This window comes from Anaeromassilibacillus sp. SJQ-5, assembly GCF_054108045.1.
Genome location: NZ_JBPJWQ010000002.1, coordinates 12,449 through 38,823, shown reverse-complemented (window position 1 = coordinate 38,823; position 26,375 = coordinate 12,449). Strand labels below are relative to the sequence as shown.

24 protein-coding genes are annotated in these 26,375 nt (G+C 60.8%); 17 read left to right on the top strand and 7 right to left on the bottom strand.

The genetic code is table 11. From position 1 onward, the window contains the following. Positions 1-85: 85 nt before the first annotated feature. A complete protein-coding gene (locus ACSAMM_RS15350; RefSeq protein ID WP_457792236.1) occupies positions 86-2,134 on the top strand; it encodes an Ig-like domain-containing protein in 2,049 nt (682 codons plus the stop codon). 118 nt (positions 2,135-2,252) lie between these two features. Here ACSAMM_RS15350 and ACSAMM_RS15345 read toward each other — a convergent pair whose 3' ends face one another. Next, complete coding sequence (locus tag ACSAMM_RS15345; protein WP_457792235.1) at positions 2,253-3,578, bottom strand: O-antigen ligase family protein; 1,326 nt, start codon at positions 3,576-3,578, stop codon at positions 2,253-2,255. A 370-nt stretch (positions 3,579-3,948) separates the two neighbouring features. On the opposite strand from ACSAMM_RS15345, the gene ACSAMM_RS15340 reads away from it, so the two are divergent. After that, positions 3,949-4,923 carry an FAD:protein FMN transferase gene (locus tag ACSAMM_RS15340; RefSeq protein ID WP_457792233.1) on the top strand — a complete coding sequence of 325 codons (975 nt, stop codon included), beginning with the start codon at positions 3,949-3,951 and terminating at the stop codon, positions 4,921-4,923. Positions 4,924-5,001: 78 nt separating this feature from the next. Here ACSAMM_RS15340 and gpmI read toward each other — a convergent pair whose 3' ends face one another. From gpmI to ACSAMM_RS15320, 4 genes are all read right to left on the bottom strand, one after another. Further along, positions 5,002-6,516: a 2,3-bisphosphoglycerate-independent phosphoglycerate mutase gene (gpmI, locus tag ACSAMM_RS15335; protein ID WP_457792231.1), complete on the bottom strand. Its 1,515-nt coding sequence runs from the start codon at positions 6,514-6,516 to the stop codon at positions 5,002-5,004. 33 nt (positions 6,517-6,549) lie between these two features. Next, positions 6,550-7,221: a TIGR00266 family protein gene (locus tag ACSAMM_RS15330; RefSeq protein WP_178724224.1), complete on the bottom strand. Its 672-nt coding sequence runs from the start codon at positions 7,219-7,221 to the stop codon at positions 6,550-6,552. 63 nt (positions 7,222-7,284) lie between these two features. Next, positions 7,285-8,037 (bottom strand): triose-phosphate isomerase, encoded by a 753-nt coding sequence (gene tpiA, locus ACSAMM_RS15325; protein ID WP_178724222.1) that lies wholly within the window; start codon positions 8,035-8,037, stop codon positions 7,285-7,287. Between the two features lie 35 nt (positions 8,038-8,072). After that, positions 8,073-9,263, bottom strand: coding sequence for a phosphoglycerate kinase (locus ACSAMM_RS15320; protein WP_178724221.1), 1,191 nt, complete (start codon positions 9,261-9,263; stop codon positions 8,073-8,075). A gap of 278 nt (positions 9,264-9,541) precedes the next feature. Here ACSAMM_RS15320 and ACSAMM_RS15315 point away from each other — a divergent pair, with 278 nt between their 5' ends. Both ACSAMM_RS15315 and ACSAMM_RS15310 read left to right on the top strand, forming a co-directional pair. Next, positions 9,542-10,159, top strand: a complete 618-nt coding sequence (locus ACSAMM_RS15315; RefSeq protein ID WP_178724219.1) for a GDSL-type esterase/lipase family protein — start codon at positions 9,542-9,544, stop codon at positions 10,157-10,159. A 169-nt stretch (positions 10,160-10,328) separates the two neighbouring features. Next, positions 10,329-11,705 (top strand): MATE family efflux transporter, encoded by a 1,377-nt coding sequence (locus tag ACSAMM_RS15310; RefSeq protein WP_457792229.1) that lies wholly within the window; start codon positions 10,329-10,331, stop codon positions 11,703-11,705. Positions 11,706-11,756: 51 nt separating this feature from the next. Here the strand turns inward: ACSAMM_RS15310 and ACSAMM_RS15305 are convergent, their stop codons facing one another. Then, a complete protein-coding gene (locus tag ACSAMM_RS15305) occupies positions 11,757-12,134 on the bottom strand; it encodes a VOC family protein (RefSeq protein ID WP_178724207.1) in 378 nt (125 codons plus the stop codon). 63 nt (positions 12,135-12,197) lie between these two features. Next, positions 12,198-12,770 carry a DUF1836 domain-containing protein gene (locus tag ACSAMM_RS15300; RefSeq protein WP_178724205.1) on the bottom strand — a complete coding sequence of 191 codons (573 nt, stop codon included), beginning with the start codon at positions 12,768-12,770 and terminating at the stop codon, positions 12,198-12,200. Positions 12,771-13,020: 250 nt separating this feature from the next. On the opposite strand from ACSAMM_RS15300, the gene ACSAMM_RS15295 reads away from it, so the two are divergent. The 13 genes from ACSAMM_RS15295 to ACSAMM_RS15235 all read left to right on the top strand — a co-directional run bounded on the left by ACSAMM_RS15295 (position 13,021) and on the right by ACSAMM_RS15235 (position 26,364). Further along, positions 13,021-13,737 (top strand): GDSL-type esterase/lipase family protein, encoded by a 717-nt coding sequence (locus ACSAMM_RS15295; RefSeq protein WP_178724203.1) that lies wholly within the window; start codon positions 13,021-13,023, stop codon positions 13,735-13,737. A 178-nt stretch (positions 13,738-13,915) separates the two neighbouring features. Next, entirely contained in the window at positions 13,916-14,782 is an 867-nt protein-coding gene (locus tag ACSAMM_RS15290; protein ID WP_457792227.1) for a phosphate ABC transporter substrate-binding protein, read from the top strand. Positions 14,783-14,878: 96 nt separating this feature from the next. Beyond that, positions 14,879-16,243 (top strand): phosphate ABC transporter permease subunit PstC, encoded by a 1,365-nt coding sequence (gene pstC, locus ACSAMM_RS15285; RefSeq protein WP_457792226.1) that lies wholly within the window; start codon positions 14,879-14,881, stop codon positions 16,241-16,243. Then, positions 16,230-17,120, top strand: coding sequence for a phosphate ABC transporter permease PstA (gene pstA / locus ACSAMM_RS15280; RefSeq protein WP_178724201.1), 891 nt, complete (start codon positions 16,230-16,232; stop codon positions 17,118-17,120). The genes pstC and pstA overlap by 14 nt, the downstream gene beginning before the upstream one ends. Positions 17,121-17,127: 7 nt before the next feature. Then, positions 17,128-17,883: a phosphate ABC transporter ATP-binding protein PstB gene (gene pstB, locus ACSAMM_RS15275; protein WP_457792224.1), complete on the top strand. Its 756-nt coding sequence runs from the start codon at positions 17,128-17,130 to the stop codon at positions 17,881-17,883. A gap of 23 nt (positions 17,884-17,906) precedes the next feature. After that, positions 17,907-18,578: a phosphate signaling complex protein PhoU gene (gene phoU / locus ACSAMM_RS15270; RefSeq protein WP_178724197.1), complete on the top strand. Its 672-nt coding sequence runs from the start codon at positions 17,907-17,909 to the stop codon at positions 18,576-18,578. Between the two features lie 88 nt (positions 18,579-18,666). After that, the gene (locus tag ACSAMM_RS15265) at positions 18,667-19,365 is read left to right on the top strand and encodes a winged helix-turn-helix domain-containing protein (protein WP_178724194.1); all 699 of its coding nucleotides are present in this window, start codon (positions 18,667-18,669) and stop codon (positions 19,363-19,365) included. 59 nt (positions 19,366-19,424) lie between these two features. Further along, entirely contained in the window at positions 19,425-21,143 is a 1,719-nt protein-coding gene (locus ACSAMM_RS15260; protein WP_457792222.1) for an ATP-binding protein, read from the top strand. Between the two features lie 404 nt (positions 21,144-21,547). Continuing rightward, positions 21,548-22,717, top strand: coding sequence for an ABC transporter substrate-binding protein (locus ACSAMM_RS15255; protein ID WP_178724191.1), 1,170 nt, complete (start codon positions 21,548-21,550; stop codon positions 22,715-22,717). Between the two features lie 243 nt (positions 22,718-22,960). Further along, entirely contained in the window at positions 22,961-23,842 is an 882-nt protein-coding gene (locus tag ACSAMM_RS15250; RefSeq protein WP_178724189.1) for a branched-chain amino acid ABC transporter permease, read from the top strand. 2 nt (positions 23,843-23,844) lie between these two features. Further along, the gene (locus tag ACSAMM_RS15245) at positions 23,845-24,879 is read left to right on the top strand and encodes a branched-chain amino acid ABC transporter permease (RefSeq protein WP_178724187.1); all 1,035 of its coding nucleotides are present in this window, start codon (positions 23,845-23,847) and stop codon (positions 24,877-24,879) included. Between the two features lie 3 nt (positions 24,880-24,882). After that, positions 24,883-25,641, top strand: coding sequence for an ABC transporter ATP-binding protein (locus tag ACSAMM_RS15240; protein ID WP_457792220.1), 759 nt, complete (start codon positions 24,883-24,885; stop codon positions 25,639-25,641). Between the two features lie 12 nt (positions 25,642-25,653). Beyond that, the gene (locus tag ACSAMM_RS15235; protein WP_178724183.1) at positions 25,654-26,364 is read left to right on the top strand and encodes an ATP-binding cassette domain-containing protein; all 711 of its coding nucleotides are present in this window, start codon (positions 25,654-25,656) and stop codon (positions 26,362-26,364) included. The last annotated feature ends 11 nt before the right edge of the window (positions 26,365-26,375 follow it).

Below are 26,375 nucleotides of genomic sequence, written 5' to 3'. Positions count from 1 at the left end.
ATTTACTTTTTTGGCGGCTTGTGGTATCCTATAGAAGTTATGGCATGATTTTGTCGGGAACAGCCGGAAAGGACGACCAAATCCAATGAAAAAGCTATGTGCGGGGATATTGAGTATCCTGTTGATTTTCAGCCTGCTGCCTTTGGCGGCCCTGGGGGATGAGACGACCACCACCACAGGCTCCTCCTCCGAATCCAGCGCGCCGGCGGCGGACAGCAAGGTGACCATCGTGGTCAGCGTGGACAAAACGGAGGTGGTGGCCACGGTCAAGGACAAGGACGGCAAGGCGCCGGAAGGGCTCAGCCTCAAGCTGACGGTGGACGGCGTGGAAAAGGAAACCAAGGCCGTGGAGAAGAAAACCCAGGTGATGTTCGACTACACCGTCGCGGTGGGGGACACGGAAATCGTGGTGTCCAGCGACAAGCAGACGGTGGGAGATGTGACCTACGCGGCGGCCAGGGGCAGCAAGACCCTGGAATACACGCCGGAGGAGCTGCTCGGGTTCACTTTTGTGGAGTATGAGCGGACGTTTGACGGGGACACGGGACGTTTTTATGTCCGGTGGAACGAGGAGGAAGCGGGCAGCTGGACCATCAACCGGATTCTGGTGGACGGCGTGGGCTACCGGGCGGAGAGCCTGGGGGGCAACCTGATGGCCGCGCTCATCGACATCCCTCACGGGGCCCACAAGCTGTCCTATGTGTTCGCCGCCGGCGACAAGACGGTGACGCTGCCGGTGGAGAAGCTCGTGCGCACCGGCGAGGTGGACACCAACGTGGATGTGGCGGTGGTGAACAACAAAATCACCGCCACGGTCACCGATTTTTGGGGACAGCCGGTGGCGGGGATGCCCGTCACCCTGACCATGGGGAACACCACCCTGATGACCGTGAACACCAACAGCAAGGGCGTGGCCGCCTTCAACGTGGCGCCGGACGGCAGCGCGGTGACCTGCGCGGCCGGGGGGTTCACCAGCGCCGACGGGGTGATTTACCGGCCGTCCACCGGGGCGCTGGGCACGTCCCAGAGCACCACGGCGGGTACCACCGGGAACGGCACCACCGGGGATAAGCCGGCCACCACGGCCCGGCCCATCACCAAAAAGCCCACCACGACCACGGCGGGCCCCACGACCACGGCCAAGACCTACGCCACCATCACGGGGGCGGGCACCACGGGCGTGGAAGGGGACGACATCGTGCTCGACGCCACCTTCGACACCGGCGTGGTGGATGCGTTCAAGCTGAAAAAAGACGATTTTCTGGGCAAAGCCCGGTTCCTGCTGCCCAAGGCGACCTATCAGGACATCGTGGGGGACAGCAACGGGATTCTCATGATGCAGGTGCGGTCGTCCGCCATCCAGGTGACCGATGCGCAGATAGGCGCCGCCATTGCCAACGTGTCCAAGTTCAGCCTGTACCACGCCGAGAACGTCAAGCGGGTGACGGTGGATATTTCCCTGCTGTTCAACAGCGGCGGCAAGGAAGCGACCATGTCCGCCCTGCCGAACGCCAACTACACCGTGCAGCTGCCGGTGCCCAAGGACATGAAGGACATCAAGCTCATCGCGGTGGCGGCCACCAACGAGGCGGGCATTTCCACCCCGGTAGTGGCCAAGGTGGAAAACGGGTATCTGCGGTTTGACACCCATTATCTGGCCAATTTCACCATTCTGGGCTTCGCCGAGGCGGAGGAGCAGGCGGTCAGCCGGGTGCCCACCCTGGTCATCGTGGCGTTCGTCATCGCCGGCGTGCTGCTTGTGGGCGCGGGGCTGCTGTTCTACTTCTTCGTGCTGCGCGGGCCCAAGGATGACGACGGCGGGGAGCTGCCGCCTCCCGACGGCGGAGAGGGGCCGGACGGCGGCCCTGGCGGAAACGGACCGTCCGGCGGCGCCGGAGGCGATACGATGGAGGACATTTTCAGCGGGGCCGCGATGGATAAGCTGCAGCCGCCGGTGCCCTACACGCCCCCGTCCCAGCCGGACATGGAGGATCTCTACAGCTCCGACAGCCGCCGGCCTCAGCCGCCCGCGCAGCAAGCGCCGGCGCAGGGCGTATCCCTAGGGTCCTTCCAGCAGCGGCCGCAGGCGGGGCAGAACCCGCCGCCGAAGAATCCGCTGGATATCGATTTATAAACGGGCAGAAAACGCCCCCGCTGTCGGAAAACCGACGGCGGGGGCGTAGGTTTGTAAAAGCGATACCGCTGCCTGATTCGCTATAAAAAGCCGGACGCGATTGCGCGTCCGGCTTTTTTCAGGATTTCGTTTTGGAATAGGCGACGCCGCCCTGCGTCAGGCGACGGCGGAGAAGCCGGGTGGGCAGGAAGGAAGCCAAGGGGTCGTTCTTCTGCTCCAGATACAGGTGAGAGGCGCAGTCCGCGCAGGCCACGACCATCATAAAGACGCCGACCAGTTTGGGGGACAGCAGGGGGAAATCCACCATGCCATACATGATAAAGGCCACGACAAATGCGATAATCATCACGCCCATGGAGGAGGATTCGCCCTTCATGGCCAGATGGACGCCGCCGCGCAGCATCTTGAAGCCGATAATCATCATAATAGCCAGGGCGATGACGCCGCCCTCCACCAGAAGCTCCAGCACCAGGTTATGGGTATGCGGCGCGTTCACGCCGCCGGCCATCAGCATATCCCAGCTGTTCTGTATGCCGGGCCCGCGGCCGAAAATCGGCCGCTCGAGAATGCCCTCGATGGAAACGCCCCAGATTTGCCACCGCTGGCTGATAGAGCCGTCGTTGCTGCCGATGGAGAAAAAGCGTTCCATAATGGATTCCGGCACCAGCACCAGCAGGGAGACCGCGCTCATAACGATGAGCAGCAGCTTGCGGTAATTGGCGATGCACAGAACGGCGACGATGCACAGCAGGGCCAGATAGCTGCCCCGCGAGAAGGAGAAGGCGATACCGCCTAGGGCCGCCAGCAGGCAGCAGCGGCAGAGAATCCGGATCCGGCTGCGCCGGCCGCTGAAAGCGTAATAAATCACCAGGGGCAGAACCATGATAAAATATTCCGCCGCGATGTTGGGATTGTTGAAGGTGGTGGATACCCGCATGCCGAAATCGCTCAGGTTCAGCGGCATGGGGAACCACTGATACAACACCTTGTCAATCCAGGCCCAAAACTGCTGAGGAACGCCTCCGAACACCAGGTTCAGGCCGTACTGGAAGCAGGAGATAAGACCGACGATGCCCGCCACCAGAGAGATGCTGAACAAGGCGGTGTCCAGCCGCTGCTTGTTGCACAGCACGGTGGTCATGGACACGTAAATCAAGAACATAATCACCCACATAGACAGGGTGGAGACGCTGTTAAAGGGGTTGGCGGAGTAGAAAACCCCCAGCGCCATGTAGAGCATAAACACCAGCAGCAGCTTGCCCAGCGTGCCGACTGCCAGAGTGCTGCGCCGCTGTTTGGCGTCGCGGGCGGCCGCCCACAGGGAGGCGCCGGCCAGAGGGATGCTGATATATTCTGGAAAAATGGGAATAATAGCAATAAATAAAATCGACAGCAGCCAGGGCTGCCGCAGATGATTGCGTATATCGGTGACCAAGGCTTTCATGGGGTTTCCTCCTTCCTTGGCTTGTATTTTAAAAGGGATCCAAAATATTCCTTTTTGGGCGGTTTTCGAACTATACTGAAGTGTAACATATTCGGCCAGGGGTTGCAATGTTTGTTACAATCCTGTTATTATTTTCGCTCAAAGCACCATTGTGGACAAATACAAAGGGGAACATTTGGAGGAAATGACGGGAAAAGTTACAGGATTGTCTCGTTGTCGAAGAGGGGTGTCGAACGGGGACGGAAAAAGCGGATTGACTTGCGGAAGCGGCGTTTCTATAATAAAGGAAGAAACTGCACAGGCGGGGACAGACTGGTTCTGCGGCGCGGAGGCGGGGATTTCCAGAAAATTGGCGGAAGGAGCGGAGAGTATGCGTTTTAATCGGCATCGCGGGCTGGCGGCCTTCATGGCGGGATGTTTGCTGCTGGCGGGCTGCACGCGGGCGGTTCCGTCGCAGAGCCGCAGTGGGCTGCTGCTGGACACCACGGTGACGATTACCGTATATCATTCCCAGCCCGCCCCCATATTAGACGCATGTTTTCGACAAATTGCGGATTTTGAGCGGCTATTCAGCCGGACGCTGGAGGGCAGCGACGTCTGGAACCTGAATCACGCGCAGGGACAGCCGGTGACGGTGTCCGAGGAGACGGCGCGGCTGCTCCGGCTGGCACTGGATTATGCGGACAAGTCGGATGGGGCGCTGGACGTGACCATCGCGCCGGTCAGCAGCCTGTGGGATTTCAAGGCGGCGGATCCGGCCGTGCCGGCGGCGGAGGAGCTGAAACGGGCCGCGGCCCATGTGAACTGGAAAAATCTGCGGCTTGAAGGGAGGACGGCGCAGCTGCTCGACAAGGAAATGGCGGTCGACCTGGGGGCCGTGGCCAAGGGCTACATCGCCGATCGGCTGGAGGAGAGCCTGCGCGGGCAGGGGGTGACGAGTGCCCTCATCAATCTTGGGGGCAACATCGTGGCCCTGGGGGATAAAAACGGCAAGGCCTGGCAGGTGGGGATTCAGTCCCCCTTCGACGAGGAGGCGCTGGCCGCCACGCTGGAGGTGCGGGACAAAACGGTGGTCACCTCCGGCACCTACGAGCGGAGCTTTCGTAAGAACGGGGTGCTGTATCACCACATTTTGGATCCCAGGACGGGGGAGCCAGTGCGCAACGGGTTGGCCTCTGTGACCATTCTGGCCGACGGTTCCATGATAGCGGACGCGCTGTCCACCGCCTGTTTCGTGTTGGGGGAGACAAAAGGGATGGAACTGATCGCGGCGACGCCGGAGGCGGAGGCGCTGTTTATCCGGGAGGACGGTACGGAGCTGCGATCCGCCGGATTTCCCCAATAAACAGATAGACCGGAGTATCCGCTTGAGAAAACGGCCGGGCGGGAAAATTCCCGCCCGGCCGTTTGTGCGTATTTCGGTTTATTGCAGCAGGGTTTTGCCGTCCATTTCCGCCGGCTGGGGCAGCCCCAGAATTTCCAGCATGGTGGGGGCGATATCTGCCAGACGGCCGCCCTGGCGCAGGGAGCAGTCCCGTCCCACCACGCAGAAGGGCACGGGGAAGGTGGTGTGGGCCGTGAAGGGAGAACCGTCCGGCTCATACATTTTGTCGGCGTTGCCGTGATCGGCGGTGATGAGGGCAGTGCCGCCCATGGCCAGTGTGGCCTCCACCGTCCGGCCCACGCAGGCGTCCACCGCTTCCACCGCGGCCTTGGCCGCGTCGAACACGCCGGTATGGCCCACCATGTCGCAGTTGGCATAGTTGAGAATAATCACGTCATAAGCGCCGGAGCGGATTTTCTCCACTACCGCGTCGCATACCTTGTTCGCGCTCATTTCCGGCTGCATATCGTAGGTGGCGACCTTCGGGGAGTTTATAAGCACCCGATCTTCGCCCGGGTATTCCTTTTCCACGCCGCCGTTGAAGAAGAAGGTCACGTGGGCGTATTTCTCAGTCTCGGCGATGCGCAGCTGGGTCAGGCCCTTGTCGCTGATATACTCGCCGAAGGTGTTGGTCAGGGACTGGGGGCGGAAGGCCACCTGCACGCCGGGCATGGTGGCGTCGTACTGAGTCATGCAGACATAGGTCAGGGGGAACCAGCCGTTTTTCCGCTCAAAGCCGGCAAACTCCTTGTCCACGAAGGTGCGGGTGATTTCCCGGGCGCGATCGGGGCGGAAATTGAAGAAAATCAGGGAATCCCCCGCCTTGACTTTACCCTCCGGCGCGCAGACAACCGGCACGACGAATTCGTCGGTCACGTCGGCGTCATAAGAGGCGGCCATAGCGGCGACCGGGTCGAGGTTCTGCACGCCCTCGCCGTACACCATGGCGGCGTAAGCCTTTTCCACTCGTTCCCAGCGGTTGTCGCGATCCATGGCGTAATACCGGCCCATGACGGTGGCGATCCGGCCCACGCCGATTGCCTTCATTTTGGCCTCGAGCTGCTCGACAAATTCCTTGCCGGAGGTGGGGGGGACATCCCGTCCATCCATCAGGCAGTGGACGAATACCTTTTCCACACCAGCCTTTTTGGCCATGGCCAGCAAGCCGTAGAGGTGCTCGTTATGGCTGTGCACCCCGCCGTCGGACAGGAGGCCCGCCAGGTGCAGGGCGGCCCCCGGTTTTTTGGCGTTGTCCATGGCGTTTTTCAGGGCTTCGTTTTCGAAGAAATCCCCATCCTGAATGGATTTGGTGATGCGGGTCAGCTCCTGATACACCACCCGGCCGGCGCCGATATTGGTGTGGCCGACCTCGCTGTTGCCCATCTGCCCGTCGGGCAGGCCCACGTCCATGCCGGACGCGCCGATGGCGGTGCAGGGGTTCTCCGCGAACAGCTTGGTCAGGTTGGGGGTCTGGGCGGCCTTGATGGCGTTGCCGTAGGTGTCGGGGTTAATGCCGAAGCCATCCATGATGATAAGAGTCAAAGGTTTTTTCATAACCGTGTTCCTTTCATGAGTCGGTGAGTGAAATCAACGCTTGCCGACGGACAGCAGGCCCGCCAGCTTGGAGAAGGGCATGGTCTGGATCCAGATATGCCCGGGGCCGGTCACTTTGGTGTTGAACAGCCCCTCGCCGCCCAGCATCATATTCTTGACGCCCTTGACCATTTCCACGTCCAGGGACACGGTGTCGGTCATGGCGGCCAGATGGCCGGTGTCTATATATAAGGATTGCCCCGGCAGCAGATCATATTCCACCACGTGGCCGTCGATTTCCAAAAACGCCATGCCCTGGCCGGACAGGCGCTGCATGATGAAGCCCTCGCCGCCGAAGAAGCCGGCGCCGATTTTCCGGGTGAAATGGGTGTTCAGCTGCACCCCGATTTCCGCCGCCAGAAAAGCGGATTTCTGAACGATGATGCTGTACGAGGGGTTGATATTCAGCGGGATGATGCGGCCCGGGAAGGAGGAGGCAAAGGCGATCATCCCCTCGCCGCCGCGGCAGGTGTAATAGTTCATGAACATGGATTCGCCGCTGAAGGCCCGGCCGAAGGCTTTTCCCAGGCCGCCCTCCATGGAGGTGGACATTTCTATATTGGGGGTCATCCAGCTCATGGCGCCCTTTTCGGTGAGCATTCGCTCTCCGTCCTGCAGGGTGCAGATCGCCACTGGCAAATTGTCGCCTTCAATCGCATAACGCACCGAGACACCCTCCTTCGTCGATAAAAAGGGGGACGGGCCTGCACCCATCCCCCTCGGTGTGGATTATTTCGCCGCGGAGACGATAGCCGCAAAGTCCGCGGGCTTCAGGGAAGCGCCGCCGATGAGGCCGCCGTCCACGTCGGGCTGCGCGAGCAGCTCGGCCGCGTTGCCCGCGTTCATGGAACCGCCGTACTGGATGACCAGATCGTCGGCGATTTCCCAGCTGTACAGCTGGGCGACCGTGTCGCGGATAAGGGCGCAGACCTCGTTCGCCTGGGCCGCGGTAGCGGTGCGGCCGGTGCCGATGGCCCAGACGGGCTCATACGCGATGATGACGCGGGCCAGCTCCTCGGCGGAGACGCCGCCCAGGGCGATTTTGGTCTGCATGGCCACCACCTCGCCGGTGACGCCCTGCTCCCGCTGCTCCAGGTATTCGCCCACGCAGAGAATGACGGTCAGGCCGGCATCCAGGGCGGCGCGCACCCGCTTCTGCACGGTGACGTCGGTGTCGCCGAAATACGTGCGGCGCTCGCTGTGGCCGAGGATCACGTAGCCCACTTCCATGGCCTTGAGCATCTCAGCGGAAACCTCGCCGGTGAAGGCACCGGATTTCTCCCAGTGGCAGTTCTGCGCGGCGACGCCGATAGCCGTGCCCTTGGTGGCCTCCAGGGCGGCGGGCAGATCGACGAAGGGCACGCCCACGACGACGTCGCAGGAAGCGCCGGCGACCAGGGGCTTCAAATCGTTGATGAGCGCGGTGGCCTCGGCGGGGGTCTTGTTCATTTTCCAGTTGCCCGCAATGACATATTTACGCATAGTGGACCATCCTTTTCATTTACTGTCTGCCCGTCTTATTTATCGTTGAGGCAGGCGATGCCGGGCAGCTCCAGGCCTTCCAGGAATTCCAAGGAAGCGCCGCCGCCGGTGGAAATATGGGTCATCTTATCGGCGAAGCCCAGCTGCTCCACGGCTGCCGCGGAATCGCCGCCGCCGATGATGGAGATGGCCTGGCTGTCGGCGATGGCCTTGGCCACCGCGATGGTGCCGCCCGCGAAGGGCGCCATTTCGAACACGCCCATCGGGCCGTTCCAGATGACGGTGCCGGCGTCCTTCACCGCGTCGGCAAACAGCGCCTGGGTCTTGGGACCGATGTCCAGGCCCATCCAGCCGTCGTCGATATCCCCTTCGAACACCTTGGTGTTGGCGCCTACGTCGAACGCGTCGGCCGCGATGTTGTCCACGGGCAGGAGGAATTTCACGCCCTTGGCCTCGGCCTTGGCCAGGATTTCCTTGGCCAGTTCCACTTTGTCAGCCTCGAACTTGGAGTCGCCGATTTTATTGCCCATGGCCGCTTTAAAGGTGTAGGCCATGGCGCCGCCGATGATCAGGGTGTCCACCTTGTCGATGAGGTTGGTGATGACGCCGATTTTATCGGACACCTTCGCGCCGCCGAGGATAGCCACGAAGGGACGCTTCGGATCGGCCAGGGCGCCGCCCATGACCTTGATTTCCTTCTGAATGAGATAGCCGCAGACGGCGGGCAGATAATCGGCAACGCCGGCGGTGGAAGCGTGGGCCCGGTGGGCGGTGCCGAACGCGTCGTTGACATAAATGTCCGCCAGGGAGGCGAGGGCTTTGGCAAAATCGGGATCGTTCTTGGTTTCCTCTTTAAAGAAGCGGACGTTCTCGATGACCAGGATTTCGCCCGGCCGCAGGGCGGCGGCCAGGGAATGGGCCTCGTCGCCGATGATATCGGTGGTGAACTTAACCTCTTTGCCCATCAGCTCGGACAGCCGTTTGGCCACCGGGGCGAGAGTGCATTTCTTTTTGGATTCCTCATCCTTCGGCCGGCCCAGGTGGGAGCAGAGGATGACGGCCGCGCCGTGATCGGCCAGATACCGGATGGTGGGAATGGATTCACGGATACGCTTGTCGTCGGTGATGACGCCGTCGGCCAGCGGCACGTTGAAGTCGCAGCGCACCAGCACTTTTTTGCCGCTGACGTCGATGTCTTCAATGGTCTTTTTATTGAGGTAGTTCATGCATGACATCCTTTCCTGTCGTTCCATCTCATTTTGTTAAAATGTAAACGAGCTTTCCAATCCCTTATTTTAAAGGATTCCGGAGGGTTTTGCAATACCTGAGCCGAAAAAGTTTACATTTCCTGCCGGTCAGAAATTGTTCAAATGGCTTGAAATGCGAAAGGTGGGGGAGGGGGCGCAAACGGCGGGCGCCGTTTGCGTAAAATTCGGGCTTGCATGCGGCCGGGGATTGTGCTATTCTGAAAGCAAATTTGGGCATCAGGGAGGTATTTGAAATTATGAAGGTATTGTTTCAGGGCGACAGCATTACCGACGCGGGCCGGGATTATGCGGATCCCCATCATCTGGGCGACGGGTATCCGAAATACGCGGCCGAGGCGATCCGGGAAAGGTTCCCGGACGAGACGTTCGAATTCATCAACCTGGGCATCAGCGGCAACCGCACCACCGATTTGCTGGAGCGGTGGCAGAAGGACTGCATCGCGGTGCAGCCCGACGTGCTCTCGATTCTCATCGGCATCAACGACACCTGGCGGCGGTATGACTCCAACCTCCCCATGACGGTGGAGGAGTACGAGGCCAACTACCGCCGGCTGGTGCAGGATGTGAAGGAAAATACCAAGGCGAAGCTGCTGCTGCTGGAGCCGTTCCTGCTGCACGCGGATCCGGCCAAGGAGTGCTTCCGGGAGGACTTGGATCCGAAGATCCTGGCGGCCCGCCGGGTGGCGCGGGATTATGCCGACATGTTCCTGCCGCTGGACGGCCTGCTGGCCGCCGCGTCGGTGATCGAGGAGCCGTCCCACTGGTCGGGGGACGGGGTGCACCCGAACGAGGCGGGATCGCGGCTGATTGGCCGGTATTATGCCGAGGCCTTCGCCGCCATGCTGGGAAAATAAACAAGACGAGGGCGGCACAGCGGCGGGCTGTGCCGCCTTTTGGTTTGGAGCGCGGCAAATGACCGAAGAAGGCGCGGCCAGCACGGGCGTATTTTGTGAAAATTTGGGCTATTTTCATCCGCCGGCGCGCATGCTATACTAGCAAAAGCGGCGAGGAGGTGTGCGCACTATGGTAAAAGATTTGACGACGGGCAGCCCGGCGAGGCTGATTATCGGGTTTTCCCTGCCCCTGCTGGCAGGAAATCTGTTTCAGCAGTTTTACAGCATGGCCGACACCATCGTGGTGGGGCGCAGCATCGGGGTGGACGCCCTGGCGGCGGTGGGCTCCACGGGGGCCATTTCCTTTTTGGTTTTGGGGTTTGTTATCGGCCTGACCGGCGGCTTTTCGGTGGTCGTGGCCCAGAAATTCGGCGCGGGGGACGAGCGGGAGGTGCGCCGGGCCGTCGCCATGTCGGTCTATCTCAGCGTGCTGCTCACCATCGTGCTGACGGCGGTGAGCGTGCTGTGCACCCGGCCGCTGCTGAATTTTATGCAGACGCCGGCCAACATTTACGAAGACGCCTATGCGTATATCGTGGTGATCTTCGCGGGGACGGGAGCCACCATTTTCTACAACCTGCTGTCCGGCGTCCTGCGGGCTCTGGGGGACAGCCGAACGCCGCTGTATTTCCTGATTTTGTCCTCCGTCATCAATGTGGCGCTGGATCTGGTGTTCATCCTGGTGTTTGGTATGGGGGTGGCGGGGGCGGCCTATGCCACGGTGGCGGCGCAGGTGCTTTCCGGCCTGCTGTGTCTGCTGTATATGGCGAAAAAGTTCCCTATTCTCCGGTTTCATAAAAGCGACTGGGTCTGGAACGGCCGGCTGGTGGTTCATCATCTGCGGCTGGGCCTGCCTATGGCGTTTCAGTTTTCCGTGACCGCCATCGGGGTTATGATTCTGCAGGGGGCCATCAACGGCTTCGGCTCCTCCGTGGTGGCGGGGTACACGGCCGCCTCCAAGGTTGAGCAGCTGACCACCCAGCCCATGATGACCTTCGGTATCACCATGGCCACCTACGGGGGCCAGAACCTGGGGGCCGGCCGGCTCGATCGCATCCGGCAGGGCACCCGCCGGTGCGTGGAGATTTCCACGGTGGTGAATCTGGCCTGTGCTGCCCTGGTGGCGTTCCTTGGCAAATACCTGGTGCGGCTGTTCCTGTCCAGCGACAACGCCGAAGAGCTGGCGGCGGCCACCGACGCGGCTATCCAATATATGAACACCATCGCGGTGTTTTTTGTGGTGCTGGGCCTGCTGTTCATTTTCCGCAACGTGCTGCAGGGGGTGGGCAGCACGCTCGTGCCTCTGCTGGCCGGGTTCATTGAGCTGATTCTGCGCACGGCGGTGGTGTTCACCCTGCCCCGTTACATCGGATACACCGGGGTCTGCCTGGCCAACCCCGTGGCCTGGATCGGCGCGACCATCCCGCTTGTCATCGCGTATCTGTTCGTCATGCGGCGCATGGAGCGGCGCCAGCGGGCGGAGGCGACGATGTCGGAACATCTATAATATAGGTAAAAGAACAAAAGGCCCGCGTCGAAAAAACGACGCGGGCCTTGGTTATGGCTCTTGCCGGACAAGATAGCTGTTGCCCTCGGGATCCTGAAAGGTGAACATGGTGCCGTAGGGCATTTGCTGCAGGCTGCCCACCGCCACGTCGTCGGCCTTCATCTGCTCATAGGTACGTTCCGCGTTGTCGGTACTGAGAATGACGGACGGATGGCCGACGCAGACGGTGGCATTCTGCTGCTGCATCAGCGCCTTGTCGTAAAGGACGAAGCTGGTCGGAGACGCGTCCGACGGCGCCACCTCCAGCCAGCGGACCGGCCCCATGCGGTGATCCGCCCGTTTGACGAAATGGCACTGCTCGGTCCAGAAGCGCAGCGCGGCCTCCGGATCGTGCACATACAGGGTGATTTTACGAATAGCATCCAACATAACAAGATAATCCCCTTTCCTGCGGATAGTGTTTCCGCAGGAAAGGGGATTATCCTTTGACAGCTATTCGGCCGCTTCCTTTTTCGATTTTTCCTTTTTGGTTTCCTTCGGCTCCTCCTGCTTGAGGCAGCTGAGGATACGGGCCGCGGCGGTGCGGCGGGCGTTGGCCTCCACCGCCAGCTCCATGGCCATGCGATAGAGGCTTTCCTCCGACTGATCGGGCATCTCCCGGATGCGTTCCACCACGCCGCCGAGGGCCCGCAGCTCCATAGCGGAAAAATCCGGATACAGGGTTTCCACGCGGTTTTCCGCATCGAGTCCGTGCATAGTTTCCTGGATCTCCGGCAAAGATAATACCGATTTGAGCATGCAGATCATGGTTAGCATGGCCAGGTGATCCCGGGAGTATTTTTTCTGGGAGGGGCGGGGCAGCACGCCGCCTTTGACGTAGTTGTTGATCATACTGGAGGTCAGCAGCCGTTCTTCCCCCACCTGGAACAGCTCGAGCTGTTTGCCCATCAGGGTGATGACCTGATCCATATACAGATCCAGCTCCGGCAGCCGCTCCCAGGGCGTGGGATCGAAATCGTGAACGGCGGCCACCCAGTCGTTGAGTTTTTGAATCGATTCGTCCATTGTCGTTCTGCCTTTCTCAAAGGGTTAAAGGCCGGGGGAATCCCCCGCGGGGCCGCTTACCGGCCTATACAGCTTGCTCCGCATACGGCCAGAATATGACTCAAGTATAACATATTTGTAAATTCCTTGCAAGACGGCAAAATACCACTTGACAAAATGACAAAAATGAAATAAACTAGTTTTATAAACCAGATAACATAATGTTAATAAATTGTTAACGCGATTTTCGACAGGAAGGTTGTGGAGCGGTATGAAGCTCGTTCAGTCCATCGGCGTATGGGGAGACAGTGTGATGAAGGGCGTCGTGTATGACGAGAATAAATCGAAATACACGCTGCTCAGCGAAAATGGGGCGGACAAAGCGTCCCGTAAGCTGGGGCTGCGGCTGTTCAACCGCTCCCGCATGGGATGCACGGTGACCAAAGGGCTGCAGCTGCTCAAGAAGGATCTGCAGCGGCCGGAGGCGGCCTGCGACGCGGCGCTTATCGAGTTCGGGGGCAACGACTGCGATTACGATTGGGCCCAGGTGGCGGCCCATCCGGAGCAGGACCATCAGCCGAAAACGCCCCTGCCCCTGTTTATCGCCCAGCTGCGGGACATGATCGATCTGGTCAGGCAGAAGGGGATGCAGCCGGTGATGATGACGCTGCCGCCCCTGCACGCCCAGCGGTATTTCGATTTCTTCACCCGAAACGGCCTGTCGGGGGACAGCATCCTGCGCTGGCTGGGAGATGTGCAGCATATCTATCGCTGGCATGAGCGGTACAACGCCGCCGTCATGCGGGTGGCGCAGGAATGCGGCTGCCCGCTGGCCGACGTGCGGGACGCGTTTTTGGCCGAGCGGGATTACGGCGATCTGCTGTGCGCCGACGGCATCCATCCCAACGCCAAGGGCCACGCCCTGATGGAAAGCGTGCTGGAAGGGTTCGGCTATTCCTTCCGGCGGGACGGAATCTTGGCGGTATAAGAAGGTTCTTCCTCTTTTTTATCGGTATAGTTAACACGCCTTTTACAGACACTTCTGTAGAAGGCGTGTTTTTTACGTTTTTTAAAGCAAACCTAAATTTCGGTTAACATCCGCCTAACATAGCGGCGGTAAGATGACGACGTACTAAAGGAATGACAAACAACGGAGGAGAACGATGATGAAAAAGATTCTTGGCGCGGTGGCTGCGGCCGCCCTGATCACCACGGTGTTCGCCGGATGCAGTACCGGTGAGGTCGGCGGCACCACCTCGTCCAAAGCCGACGGCTCTTCGGAAACCAAGCTGACCGGCACCCTGACCATGGCGGGCTCCACCTCCATGACCGATGTCTGCACCGCCCTGAACGAAGCGTTTATGAAGAAGAATTCCGGTGTGAAGGTGGTCCTCAACGGCGGCGGCTCCGGCGCGGCCATCACGGCGCTGGGCGACGGCTCCGCCCAGGTGGGCAACCTGTCCCGGGCCGTCAAGGACAGCGAGAACGCGGACGGCAAATACGAGGCCATCACCATCGCCCTGGACGGCATCGCCGTGGTGGTGGGCAAGGACAACGCGGTTGCCGACCTGACCACCGAGCAGCTGGCGAAAATCTTCAAGAAGGAGATCACCAACTGGAAGGACGTGGGCGGCAAGGATGCGGCCATCAGCGTCATCGGCCGGGAATCCGGCTCCGGCACCCGGGACGGGTTCGAGGACATCGTCAAGGTCAAGGACGCCTGCCAGTATGACGTCACTCTCAACAGCACCGGCGCGGTGGTCTCCAAGGTCATGTCCGACGCGAACGCCATCGGCTATGTGTCCTACTCCGCGGTCAGCGATGAAATCAAAGCCCTGAAGGTCGGCGGCGTGGAAATCAACGACGACAATATCGCGGACAAATCCTATGCACTCCAGCGGCCCTTCGTCCATGCCTATCTGAAAAACACCGACAATGAGCTGGTGCAGGCGTATCTGCAGTTCCTGCAGACCGACGAGGCCCAGAACATCATGAAGAAGGATAAGCTGATTCCGCAGGAATTCTGGAAATAAAAACGCACGGCGATAACAGCGCCGACAGCAAGTCTCGCCGCGGGGAGGAATCCCTGCGGCGGGACTTGCGGCGGATGGAAAGGCATGGTCAAACGTATGGAAGCGACAATTCCAAAACCTGCGGTCCGGCAGGCGATGAGCAATGAGGACGCCCGACGCCGCCGGCTGCTGCAGCGCCGGGTGTGCGCTGTCGTGCTGGCGGGCGTCTCGGCGCTGCTGATCGCGCTGTTCTTCCTGCCCTATGTGACCTTTGAACTCAGCAAGGTGACCTACCAGTTCACCTCGCTGCAGCTGGTCACCAGCTTCATGACCGTGAAAGGCACGGCGGTCTCCATGTCCCTGATCACCAAGGCGGCGGCTGTGCTGCCTCTGCTGCTGGCGGCGGCAGGGGGCGTTCTGATATGGCTGCGCAAGCCGGTGGCGGCGGCGGTCTGCTACATCCTCGTCGCCCTGTGCGCCCTGACGGCCATGATGTCGATTAACGCCATGTCCAGCCAGTTCGTGGATATCGGGGTGGGCAGCATTCATATCGGCTTTCACTTCCCCCTGGCCGTCCAGCTGGGGGCGGGGATCCTGGCCGCCATGCTGGCCATGTGGACAAAAGGCGGGGAAAAGCTGGCCGAATCGGTGTTTCTGGTGTTCGCCTGCATGTCGGTGGGGTCGGTGGCCATCATCACCATCTACATGATCACCGTGGGCGCGCCGGCCATCGGGGAAATCGGGCTGGGGAATTTCCTGTTCGGCACCGAATGGAGCCCCGGATCCGGCAAATACGGCATCTGGCACATGATCCTGGCCTCCTTCGCCGGGATGTTCGGCGCGATTGTTATCGGGGTGCCCATCGGCCTGCTGACCGCCGTGTTCCTGGCCGAGCTGGCGCCCCGCCGGCTGGCCAATCTGGTGCGTCCGGCCATTGAGCTGCTGGCCGGCATTCCGTCGGTCATCTACGGCTTTTTCGGTATGATGGTGCTGGTGCCTTTCCTGCGCCGCGTTTTTCCCGGCACGGTGGGGGACAGCCTGCTGGCCATGATTCTCATCCTGGCGGTGATGGTGCTTCCCACCATCATCAGCGTGTCGGAAACCGCCCTGCGGGCCGTGCCGGTCGCGTATAAAGAGGCGTCCCTGGCCCTCGGCAACACCCATATCGGCACCATTTTCAAGGTGATGGTGCCGGCGGCGAAATCGGGTATCCTGGCCGGGGTGATCCTCGGGGTGGGCCGCGCCATCGGCGAGGCCATGGCGGTGGTCATGGTCTGCGGAAACATGGCGAATTTCCCCAAGCTTTTGGGCACCGTGCGCCCTCTGACCACCGGCATCGTGCTGGAGATGGGCTATTCCTCCGGCCTGCACCGGCAGGCGCTTTTCAGCATCGGTCTGGTGCTGTTTGTCTTTATTATGATCGTCAACATTTCCTTTACCATAGTTTCCAGGCGGGGGGTGAAAATCGATGGCAAAGAGTGAGACAGGCGGGACGCTGTCCCTGTACCGCAAAACGCGCCGGCCGGGCGACAAGGCGCTGGCCTTCTGCATCTATCTGGCGGCGGCGCTGACGGTCTGTATCCTGGTGGGCATTATCGGATACATTCTGGTCAAGGGCGTGCCTCACATCTCCTGGTCCTTCCTGTCTACCTCCTTTTCGGCGCTGGACGAGGGGCGAAACGGGATTCTGCCCATGATCATCAACACCTTGTATATCGTGGTGATCACCCTGCTCATCGTCACCCCCATCGGCATCGCCTCCGCCATCTATCTGACCCAGTACGCCCGGCAGGGCAAGCTGGTGAAAACCATCCGCTTCACCACGGAGGTGCTCTCCGGCGTGCCCTCCATCGTGTTCGGCCTGTTCGGCTACACGGTGTTCTGCGTGATGATGGGCATGGGTTACTCGATACTGGCCGGCTGTCTGACCATGACCATCTGCATCCTGCCCACCATCGTGCGTACCACCGAGGAATCCCTGCTGGCCGTTCCCGAAAGCTACAAGGAGGGCGCCCTGGCGCTGGGAGCGGGGAAGACGCGGGTGGTGCTGGGCATGGTGCTCCCCTGCGCCATGCCGGGCATCCTGACGGCTGTCATCCTGGGCATGGGCCGCATCGTCGGCGAGTCGGCCGCCCTGCTGTTTACCTCGGGCATCGCCACCAACATGCCGGACGGCGTGCTGTCTCACGTGATGAGCAGCGGACGCACCCTGACGCTTCACCTCTACCAAACCGCCACCGAGGCCACCGATCCCGCGGCGTTCCAGATAGCCTACGCCACGGCGGCGGTGCTGCTGATTCTGGTGTTCATACTCAACCGGCTGGCAGGCCTTCTGTCCCGGGTACTCAGGAAAGGATAAGCCGCCTATGAAAACGAAAATCGCGCTGGACAGCCTGCATCTCTTTTACGGGGATTTCCAGGCGCTCAAGGGCATCACCATGGATATTGCCGAGAACCAAATCACCGCGTTCATCGGCCCCTCCGGCTGCGGCAAGTCCACCTGCATCAAAACCCTCAACCGGATGAACGATCTGGTGGCGGGCTGCCGGATCACCGGCAAGGTGAGCATCGACGGGGAGGACATCTACGATCCCCGCACCGACGTCACCCTGCTGCGCAAGCGGGCGGGCATGGTGTTCCAGAAGCCCAACCCCTTCCCCATGAGCATCTACGACAACATCGCCTACGGGCCCCGGGTGCACGGGGTGCGGAATAAGCGTCAGCTCGATGAGGTGGTGGAAAAATCCCTGCGGGGCGCGGCCCTGTGGGATGAGGTGAAGGATCGATTGAAAAGCTCGGCCCTGGGCATGTCCGGCGGGCAGCAGCAGCGGCTGTGCATCGCGAGGGCCTTGGCCGTGGAGCCGGACATCCTGCTCATGGACGAGCCGACCTCCGCTCTGGACCCGATTTCCACCCTGAAGGTCGAGGATCTCATGCAGGAGCTGAAAAAATCCTACACGGTGGTCATCGTCACCCACAACATGCAGCAGGCCGGCCGCATCGCGGATAAAACCGCCTTTTTTCTGATGGGCGAGCTGGTGGAGTTCGACGACACCGTGACCATGTTCAACACCCCCCGGGACAAGCGCACCGAGGATTACATCACCGGCCGGTTCGGCTGACAGAGGAAAGGACGATTCAACCCATGCCGAGAAATGTATTCGACGAGGAGCTGGCGCGGCTGAACGCCGATCTGGCCGAGATGGGCCGGCGCATCGACAGCATCATGCAGGGCACCATCCGCACCCTGAAAAATATGGACGTGGCCATGGCCAAGAGCATTTTTCAGAAGGACGTCGAGATCAACACCATGGAAAAAAGCATCGAGCAGAGCTGTATGAACCTGCTGGCCCTGCAGCAGCCCCTGGCCCGGGATCTGCGGGTGATCACCGCCACCCTGAAGGTCATTACCGACATGGAGCGGATTTCCGACCAGTGCGCGGACATCTGCGAAATTCTCGCCACGGTGGCGGGAATATCGGTCATGAATACCTCCCCGCGGATGATTCAGATGTTCGAGAAGGCCCGGGAAATGGTCGCCGGGGCGGTGGATGCCTATATCCGCCGGGACAGCGGAGCGGCCGCGGCCATCTGCGAAGCGGACGATGAAGTCGACGCCCTGTTTTCCTCCACGGTGCTGGAGTTGTGCAGCCAGATTTCCCGGGACAGCGCCGCCGTGCCGGAGCATGTGGATTTCATGTTCATCGCCAAATATATCGAACGCATGGCGGATCACGCCACCAATATCGCGGAATGGGCGATTTTCATCGACACCGGCGTGCATCCCAACCTCAACGATACCCAGGCCGGCAAGTAACCGGTAGACAAGGGCGATGATTGCCGGTATAATGGAAAAACAAGGGCGTCCGTCCCGGGGACGGACGATGGAAAGGCTGGTCGAACCTATGGCATTGGTCTATATCGTGGACGATGAACCCCACATCCGGCGGCTGGCGGCCATCGGGCTGAAGGATGCCGGCTTCGAAACGGCGGAATTTTCCGACGGGTCGGTTCTGCTTCACGCGGTGCAGCAAAAGCAGCCCGACGCCGTGCTGCTGGACTGGATGATGCCGGGGCAGGACGGTCTCGCGGTGCTGCGCGCCATGCGGGAGAATTCGGTCACCCGGCCGATCCCGATTATCATGATGACCGCCCGGGCCGACGAGGTGGATCGGGTGCTTGGGCTGGAGCTGGGAGCGGACGATTACGTCACCAAGCCGTTCAGCGTCAAGGAGCTGGCCGCCCGGGTGCGGGCCGTCATCCGGCGGCAGGAATACCTGGCCGCACCGGACAGCCAGACGCTGACCGTCTGCGGTATCTCCATCGACGCGTCCCGCCGCCATGTTCTTAAGAACGGGGAACCGGTGGAACTGACCCAGCGGGAGTTCGATCTGCTGTACACCCTGATGAAAACCCCCGGACGGGTCTACACCCGGGAGATGCTGCTGGACACCGTATGGAAGGTGGACTTTTTCGGTGACACCCGGACGGTGGACGTGCATGTCCGGTATCTGCGGCAGAAGCTGGAGGACGAACCGGATCACCCCAAACGGATTCTCACGGTGCGGGGCGTCGGCTACCGCTTCGCCGAGGAAGAATCTTGATGCCCCGCCCCCGACGCACTGCGCCCGGGGGCCTGTTTGTTTGAAGGAGGGAAATTGGCATGCGCAAGCGGTTTTTCCGGGCCGCCACCCTGTCCATCGCCGTGGGACTGGTCATCGCTTTCCTGTTCGCCGTGCCGCTGATGGAGCAGATTTATACCGATGAAACCCAGCAGAGACTGGAAACCGCCCTGTCCCTGGCCGAGGGCTATGCGACGGCGGACGGCTATCAGGCGCTGGCCGAGCGAGTCGGCAGCCGGGCGGAGGGGCTGCGGTTTTCAGTCATCGGGCTGGACGGCGCCGTGCTGGGGGACAGCATGGCCGATCCCGCCCGGATGGGCAATCACAGCGAGCGGCCGGAGGTTTCTCACGCCCTGGCCACGGGAGCCGGCCGGGATATCCGGAGAAGCGAGACCACCGGCGAGCGGCAGATGTACGTGGCCCGGAAGGTGACCGCCGGCAGCGGAGAGACGATGATTTACCGCACCGCCCTGCCGCTGACCCAGTTCGGCAATGTGCCGCTGATGCTGTGGGGCTGCGCGGCCATCGGCATCTTCATGGGGCTGATTGTGGCGCTGTTCAGTGCCAATTATTCCGCCGGCCGGGTGGTGGAACCGCTGCAGGAGCTGACCAAAGCCGCCCGATCCATCTCGGCGGGGGACATCCCCGTCCGGGTGGAGAACGCCCCGGACGAAATGGGCGAGCTGTCCGGCGCTTTTAACCGCATGTCGGAACGGCTGGCCGCCGCCTATCAAAAGCTGGAGCAGAGCAACAGCCAGCTCGCCGGCATCCTGCAGGGGATGAACGACGGGGTCGTGGCCGTGGACGGGCAGGGGCGCATCGCCCTGATGACCGATCGGGCCCGGGAGCTGCTGGGCTCCTATGCCGGCGTTTCCCGCCGCCTGGCCGACTGCGGCACCCATTATCTGGCTGTGCAGGCCATGCTGGATAGGGTGATGGCCGGGGAGAAGCCGTTCACCGAAACCCTGACCCTGGCGGCCCCGACCGAGCGGATACTGGAAATTTACGCCGCCCGGGTGGAGGGGGACGCCTCCGGGGGAGCGCTGGCGGTGATTTCCGACGTGACCCGGCTGCGTAAGCTGGAGATCATGCGCAGCGAGTTTGTGGCCAATGTCACCCACGAGCTGAAGACGCCGCTGACCTCCATCCGCGGGTATATCGAGCTGCTCAAATCGGAGGAGCGGGATCGGCAGACCGCCCTGTCCTTCTATGAAATCATCGAAATCGAGGCGGAGCGGCTGCAGAAGCTGACCGACGATTTGCTGCAGCTGTCCGACATCGAGCATGGCGGCGGCGAGGCGGAGGTCGTCCCCGTCCCCCTGGAGGAGGTGGTGGATCGAGTGATCGCCACCCTGCGGCCCGAGGCGGAAGCCCGGAACATCGCCCTGCATCCCTTCATCGAGCCGGGGCTCCAGGTCTGCGCCCAGTCCGGCCGGCTGTATCAGCTGATCAAAAACCTGATGGAAAACGCCGTGAAATACAACCGGGACGGCGGGGCCGTCAACCTGTCCGCCGCTGTGGAGCGGGGGGTGGCGGTTATCCGGGTGCACGACACCGGCATCGGTATTCCGCCGGAGCACCTGGAGCGGATTTTTGAACGCTTCTACCGGGTGGACAAGGGCCGCTCCCGGGAGCTGGGAGGCACCGGGCTTGGGCTGTCCATCGTCAAACATATCGTCAGCCTCTACGGCGGCGACGTGAGGGTGGACAGCGCTGTCGGCGTCGGCACCACCTTCACGGTCCGTCTGCCCTGCCGGTAAACGGCGTCACGCAGGCCCCGGATCCCGCGGCTGCAGGGAACCGGGGCCTTTTTGCCGGAATTTCCTCCAAACTGGGGAGGCGGGCCGCTGGAAATTGCACAATTGCGCTATACACCTTGCAAAACGGCGAATGGTGCGGTATAATAACCTCACGCCGTAAGCGGAAATCCAAGATTTCCGACGGCTGGGAGAACATGGAACCACTCCGGAACGGACAAAGCCGTTCCGGACTAAGGAGGGCGGCGCTCCGCGCGCCGCTTTGTGGTATAATACAAAAAATGAGGCCGGCCGCTTGAAAACGCCAATTGGCTCTTGCAATCCCCCGGTCTCTTCGCGTATAATAAAAGAACCGATGCCGCGCGGCCGGAGGGGCGGCGCGCAACAGAAGATTTGGAGGGTATTGTATGAAAAAAACGAAGCTTTTATCGTTTGTTTTGGCGGCAGCCATGCTGGCGATCCCGTTGGCCGGTTGCTCCCAGGACGAGGGCGCAGACGGCGGCAAGGAGACAATCAAAATCGGCGGCCTGGCGCCTCTGAGCGGCGATGTGTCCCAGTATGGCGTCGCCGTGAACAACGCGGTGAAGATGGCTGTGGAGGACATCAATGCCAAGGGCGGCATTCTCGGCGGCCGTAAAATCGAGTACATTGTCACCGACGAGAAGGGCGATTCTACCGAAGCGGTCAATGCGTACAACGCCCTGATGGATCAGGAAATCGTGGCCCTCATCGGCGACGTAACCTCCAAGCCCTGCAAGGCCGTGGCGGCCAAGGCGGCGGCGGACAATATGCCTATGCTGACCCCCTCCGGCACCGACGCCGATATCACCAAGGCCGGGAAAAACGTGTTCCGCGCCTGCTTCATCGATCCGTATCAGGGCCAGCTGATGGCCAACTACGCGGCCAAAAAGCTGAACGCCAAGACCGCCGCCATCCTGTACGACAGCGGCGATCCTTATTCCACCGGCATTGCCGATGCTTTTGAGGAAGCGGCCAAAAAGGAAGGCATGGAAGTCACCAACAAGGAGGGCTATGCCTCCAAGAGCACCGACTTCAAGACCCAGCTCACCAAAATCAAGGGCAAAAACCCCGACGTGCTGCTGATCCCCGTGTATTACGGCGACGTGGCGCTGATTGTCGACCAGATTCAGCAGCAGGGCATCACCTCCAAGCTGCTGGGTGCCGACGGCTGGGACGGCGTGGCCAGCGAGGTGGCCAAGAAATCCGACGATATCAAAAAGCTGCTGAACAACGCCTATTTCTGCAGCCAGTATTCGGCTTCTTCCACAGATCCGGATCTCCAGGCGTTTTTGACCAAGTATAAAGAGAAAAACGGCAAGGAAGCCAACATGTTCGCCGTTCTGGGCTACGACTCCATGCAGATCATGGCCGCGGCCATCGATAAGGCCGGCTCCACCGATTCGGACAAAATCATCGAGGCGCTGAAGGCCACCGAGTACAAGGGCCTGACCGGCACCACGAAATTTGATGATCAGCGCAACCCGGTGCGGGAAGCGGTTATCACCAGCTTTGATAACGGCGCCTATAAGGTGATTGAAAGCTATTCGATGCAGTAACGGCAGGAAACCGCCAAACGGAAGGGTCTTTTGCACAATGCGAATATACGAGAGACCGAGAAAAAGCGCGGTTTTGCGTCTGCAAAGGCGCAAAATATGGACCATGCTCCATGTGCCCACCGGCATAACGCTCGCGTTATGCCCGCGGTTTTTCAGGGGTGCTGCAAAATTTGTTGTTTTGCAGCACCCCCTTTCCGGTTGTATAGGGGCGGCGAGTATGATTGGAAGTTGGAAGGTGCGGCAATGAATTTTATCACACAGTTGCTAAACGGCCTGGGATTGGGCAGTATATACGCGCTGGTGGCATTGGGATACAGCATGGTGTACGGCATCGTACAGCTGATAAACTTTGCCCATGGCGACATCATCATGGTGGGCGGCTATATGGTCTACCTGGCCATGGCGACGGCGGGACTGCCCATTTGGCTGGCCCTTCCCTTCTCCATCCTGGTCTGTGCGCTGGCGGGGCTCATCATTCAGCGAGTGGCCTACCGCCGGCTGCTGGTACATAACGCGGCGCGGATCTCCCTGCTGATTACCGCCCTGGGGGTCAGCATTTTCCTGCAGAATCTGTTTATGCTGCTCTTTACCCCCGACCCCAAGACCATGCCCACCCTGTTCGGCGCACGGCCGGTGGATTTCGGCGGCATCACCTTGACGTCGGACACCCTGATCAACATCGTGGTGTCGGTGCTGCTGATGGTCGGGCTGCAGCTGCTGGTCCGCAAGACCAAAATCGGCAAGGCCATGCAGGCCACCTCCGAGGACACCGGCGCGGCCAAGCTGATGGGCATCAACACCAATTCTGTGGTGGCCTTCACCTTTGCCATCGGCTCCGCCCTGGCGGCGGTGGGCGCCATTCTGTACTGTAACTCCTACCCGCAGATTAAGCCCGACATGGGCAACCTGCTGGGGTTGAAGGCCTTCGTGGCCGCGGTTCTGGGCGGCATCGGCTCCATTCCGGGCGCCATGCTGGGCGGCTACGTGCTGGGCGTGGTGGAGAGCCTGACCAAGGCGTATATCAGCACGACCATCACCGATGCGGTGGTGTTCGCGATTCTTATCCTGGTTCTCCTGGTCAAGCCCACCGGCCTGCTGGGCAAAAACAGAAAGGAGAAGGTGTGAGCATGGGACGTTTGACAAAGAAAAGAACCGGCGCGTTCTATCTGACCAACCTTCTTCTCACGGTCGTCCTGTTCGTTGTCTTGTACCTCCTGATCGACGGGAAGGTGCTCACCGGACGGTACACCACTCTGATTACCCTGGTGTGCGTGAATGTGATCCTGGCGGTCAGCCTCAACCTGGTGACCGGTATCCTGGGCCAGCTGGTGCTGGGCCACGCCGGCTTCATGCTGGTGGGGGCCTACGCCTCCGCGCTCTTTACCAAAAACGTCGGCATGGCCCTGCCGATTTCCTTCCCGATTTCCCTGGTGCTGGCCGGCCTGCTGGCCGCCCTGTTCGGCGTAATCATCGGCATCCCGGCCCTGCGGCTGCGGGGGGATTACCTGGCTATCATCACCCTGGGCTTCGGGGAAATCATTCGGGTGCTGGCCAACGCCGATTTCCTCAAGCCCATCACCAACGGCGCCATGGGCTTGGGCGACATCCCCACCCTGTACAACCGCCGCACCAGCCCTGCCGGCCTGTTCGTTTACGCCTTTATTATTATGGTCCTGGTGATCGTGATCAACTTCTCCTTTGGCCGGTCCCGCCATGGCCGGGCGGTCATCGCTATCCGGGAGGATGAGATCGCCGCCGAATCCGCGGGGGTCAACACCACGTACTACAAGCTGTTCGCCTTTGTGCTGGCCGCTTTTATCGCCGGGGTGGCCGGCGGGCTCTACGCCAACCAAATCCAGGTTATCGATCCCGCCAAGTTCGATTTCAACCGCTCGGTGGAAATCCTCATCATGGTGGTGCTCGGCGGCATGGGCTCCATCACCGGCTCGATTATTTCCGCTACGGTGCTGACCGTGCTGCCGGAAATGCTGCGCGGCTTTGATGAATACCGGATGCTGCTGTACTCGATCATTCTCATCGCGGTGATGCTGTTCAAGCCTTCCGGTCTGCTAGGACGGTATGAAATTTCGGTTCCCGGCCTGTTCATGAAGCTGTGGAACAAGCTGAAGCATCCGAAGCAGAAAACGACAGGGGAGGCGTAACGCATGCCGCTATTGGAAACCAAGGATTTAGGTATCGCCTTCGGCGGCCTGCAGGCGCTGGACGATGTATACATCACGGTGGATGAAAAGGAAATCGTGGGGTTGATCGGCCCCAACGGCGCGGGAAAAACCACGGTGTTCAACCTGCTGACCGGCGTCTATACGCCCACTAAGGGGGCCATCCGCTTCGAGGGCAAAAGCATCCTGGGCCGCAAGCCGTATCAAATCAACCGCTTAGGCATCGCCCGGACCTTTCAGAACATCCGGCTGTTCAAAAACATGACCGTGATGGACAACATCAAGGTGGCCATGAACCAAAACATGCGCTACACGGTGGCGGAGGGGATATTCCGCCTGCCCCGGTACTGGAAGGAAGAAAAAAAGGTCGAGAGAAAAGCGCGGGAGCTTCTCCAGATTTTCGGCATGGAGGACACGGCGGACCAAATGGCCGCCAACCTGCCCTACGGCCAGCAGCGCAAGCTGGAGATCCTGCGGGCCCTGGCCTCCAAGCCCAAGCTGCTCCTGCTCGACGAGCCGGCCGCCGGCATGAACCCCACCGAAACCCACGATTTGATGGAAACCATCCGGGAAATCCGGGACATGTTCGGCGTGGGCATTCTGCTCATCGAGCACGATATGTCGCTGGTCATGGGTGTGTGCGAGCGGATTTATGTGCTGGACTACGGTACTCTCATCGCCAGCGGCACGCCGGAGGAAATCCGCTCCGACGAAAAAGTTATCAAGGCCTATCTGGGCGGTTAAGGAGGAAGCCGTATGCTTAACGTCACCGACATCAACGTCTACTACGGCGCCATCCACGCGCTCAAGGGCTTGTCCTTTCATGTGGAAGAGGGGGAAATCGTCTCCCTCATCGGGGCCAATGGCGCCGGAAAAACCACCACCATGCAGACCATTTCCGGCCTGCTGCGCTCCAAAACCGGCGACATCACCTTCATGGAGTCCAGCATTTTCAAGACAGAACCCCATAAGATTGTCGCGCTGGGCTTGGCGCAGGTGCCGGAGGGCCGCCGCATTTTCGGCAGCCTGACGGTGCAGGAAAACCTGGAGATGGGCGCTTACATCCGTTCCGGCAAGGAGAGCACCGCCATTGCGGAGGATCTGGAAAAGGTTTTTGTCCGCTTTCCCCGGCTGAAGGAGCGGCGCAAGCAGGTGGCCGGCACCCTATCGGGGGGCGAGCAGCAGATGCTGGCTATCGGGCGGGCCCTGATGTCCCGGCCGAAAATGCTGCTGCTGGACGAGCCGTCCATGGGCCTGGCCCCCATCATGGTGCAGGAAATTTTCAACTGCATCACCGAGGTCAATAAAGAAGGCACCACCGTGCTGCTGGTGGAGCAAAACGCCAAAATGGCGCTGTCCATTTCCAACCGCGCCTATGTGCTGGAAACGGGCGGCATCTATCTGGAAGGCGACGCCGCCGGGCTGCTGGACAACGAACAGGTCAAGCAGGCCTACCTCGGCGCATAAGTCTCTGCAAA

Coding starts and splice junctions, on each gene's coding strand:
- ACSAMM_RS15350 (WP_457792236.1), top strand. CDS start 86: ATGAAAAAGCTATGTGCGGGGATATTGAGTATCCTGTTGATTTTCAGC.
- ACSAMM_RS15345 (WP_457792235.1), bottom strand. CDS start 3,578: ATGAAAGCCTTGGTCACCGATATACGCAATCATCTGCGGCAGCCCTGG.
- ACSAMM_RS15340 (WP_457792233.1), top strand. CDS start 3,949: ATGCGTTTTAATCGGCATCGCGGGCTGGCGGCCTTCATGGCGGGATGT.
- gpmI (WP_457792231.1), bottom strand. CDS start 6,516: ATGAAAAAACCTTTGACTCTTATCATCATGGATGGCTTCGGCATTAAC.
- tpiA (WP_178724222.1), bottom strand. CDS start 8,037: ATGCGTAAATATGTCATTGCGGGCAACTGGAAAATGAACAAGACCCCC.
- ACSAMM_RS15320 (WP_178724221.1), bottom strand. CDS start 9,263: ATGAACTACCTCAATAAAAAGACCATTGAAGACATCGACGTCAGCGGC.
- ACSAMM_RS15315 (WP_178724219.1), top strand. CDS start 9,542: ATGAAGGTATTGTTTCAGGGCGACAGCATTACCGACGCGGGCCGGGAT.
- ACSAMM_RS15310 (WP_457792229.1), top strand. CDS start 10,329: ATGGTAAAAGATTTGACGACGGGCAGCCCGGCGAGGCTGATTATCGGG.
- ACSAMM_RS15305 (WP_178724207.1), bottom strand. CDS start 12,134: ATGTTGGATGCTATTCGTAAAATCACCCTGTATGTGCACGATCCGGAG.
- ACSAMM_RS15300 (WP_178724205.1), bottom strand. CDS start 12,770: ATGGACGAATCGATTCAAAAACTCAACGACTGGGTGGCCGCCGTTCAC.
- ACSAMM_RS15295 (WP_178724203.1), top strand. CDS start 13,021: ATGAAGCTCGTTCAGTCCATCGGCGTATGGGGAGACAGTGTGATGAAG.
- ACSAMM_RS15290 (WP_457792227.1), top strand. CDS start 13,916: ATGAAAAAGATTCTTGGCGCGGTGGCTGCGGCCGCCCTGATCACCACG.
- pstC (WP_457792226.1), top strand. CDS start 14,879: ATGGAAGCGACAATTCCAAAACCTGCGGTCCGGCAGGCGATGAGCAAT.
- pstA (WP_178724201.1), top strand. CDS start 16,230: ATGGCAAAGAGTGAGACAGGCGGGACGCTGTCCCTGTACCGCAAAACG.
- pstB (WP_457792224.1), top strand. CDS start 17,128: ATGAAAACGAAAATCGCGCTGGACAGCCTGCATCTCTTTTACGGGGAT.
- phoU (WP_178724197.1), top strand. CDS start 17,907: ATGCCGAGAAATGTATTCGACGAGGAGCTGGCGCGGCTGAACGCCGAT.
- ACSAMM_RS15265 (WP_178724194.1), top strand. CDS start 18,667: ATGGCATTGGTCTATATCGTGGACGATGAACCCCACATCCGGCGGCTG.
- ACSAMM_RS15260 (WP_457792222.1), top strand. CDS start 19,425: ATGCGCAAGCGGTTTTTCCGGGCCGCCACCCTGTCCATCGCCGTGGGA.
- ACSAMM_RS15255 (WP_178724191.1), top strand. CDS start 21,548: ATGAAAAAAACGAAGCTTTTATCGTTTGTTTTGGCGGCAGCCATGCTG.
- ACSAMM_RS15250 (WP_178724189.1), top strand. CDS start 22,961: ATGAATTTTATCACACAGTTGCTAAACGGCCTGGGATTGGGCAGTATA.
- ACSAMM_RS15245 (WP_178724187.1), top strand. CDS start 23,845: ATGGGACGTTTGACAAAGAAAAGAACCGGCGCGTTCTATCTGACCAAC.
- ACSAMM_RS15240 (WP_457792220.1), top strand. CDS start 24,883: ATGCCGCTATTGGAAACCAAGGATTTAGGTATCGCCTTCGGCGGCCTG.
- ACSAMM_RS15235 (WP_178724183.1), top strand. CDS start 25,654: ATGCTTAACGTCACCGACATCAACGTCTACTACGGCGCCATCCACGCG.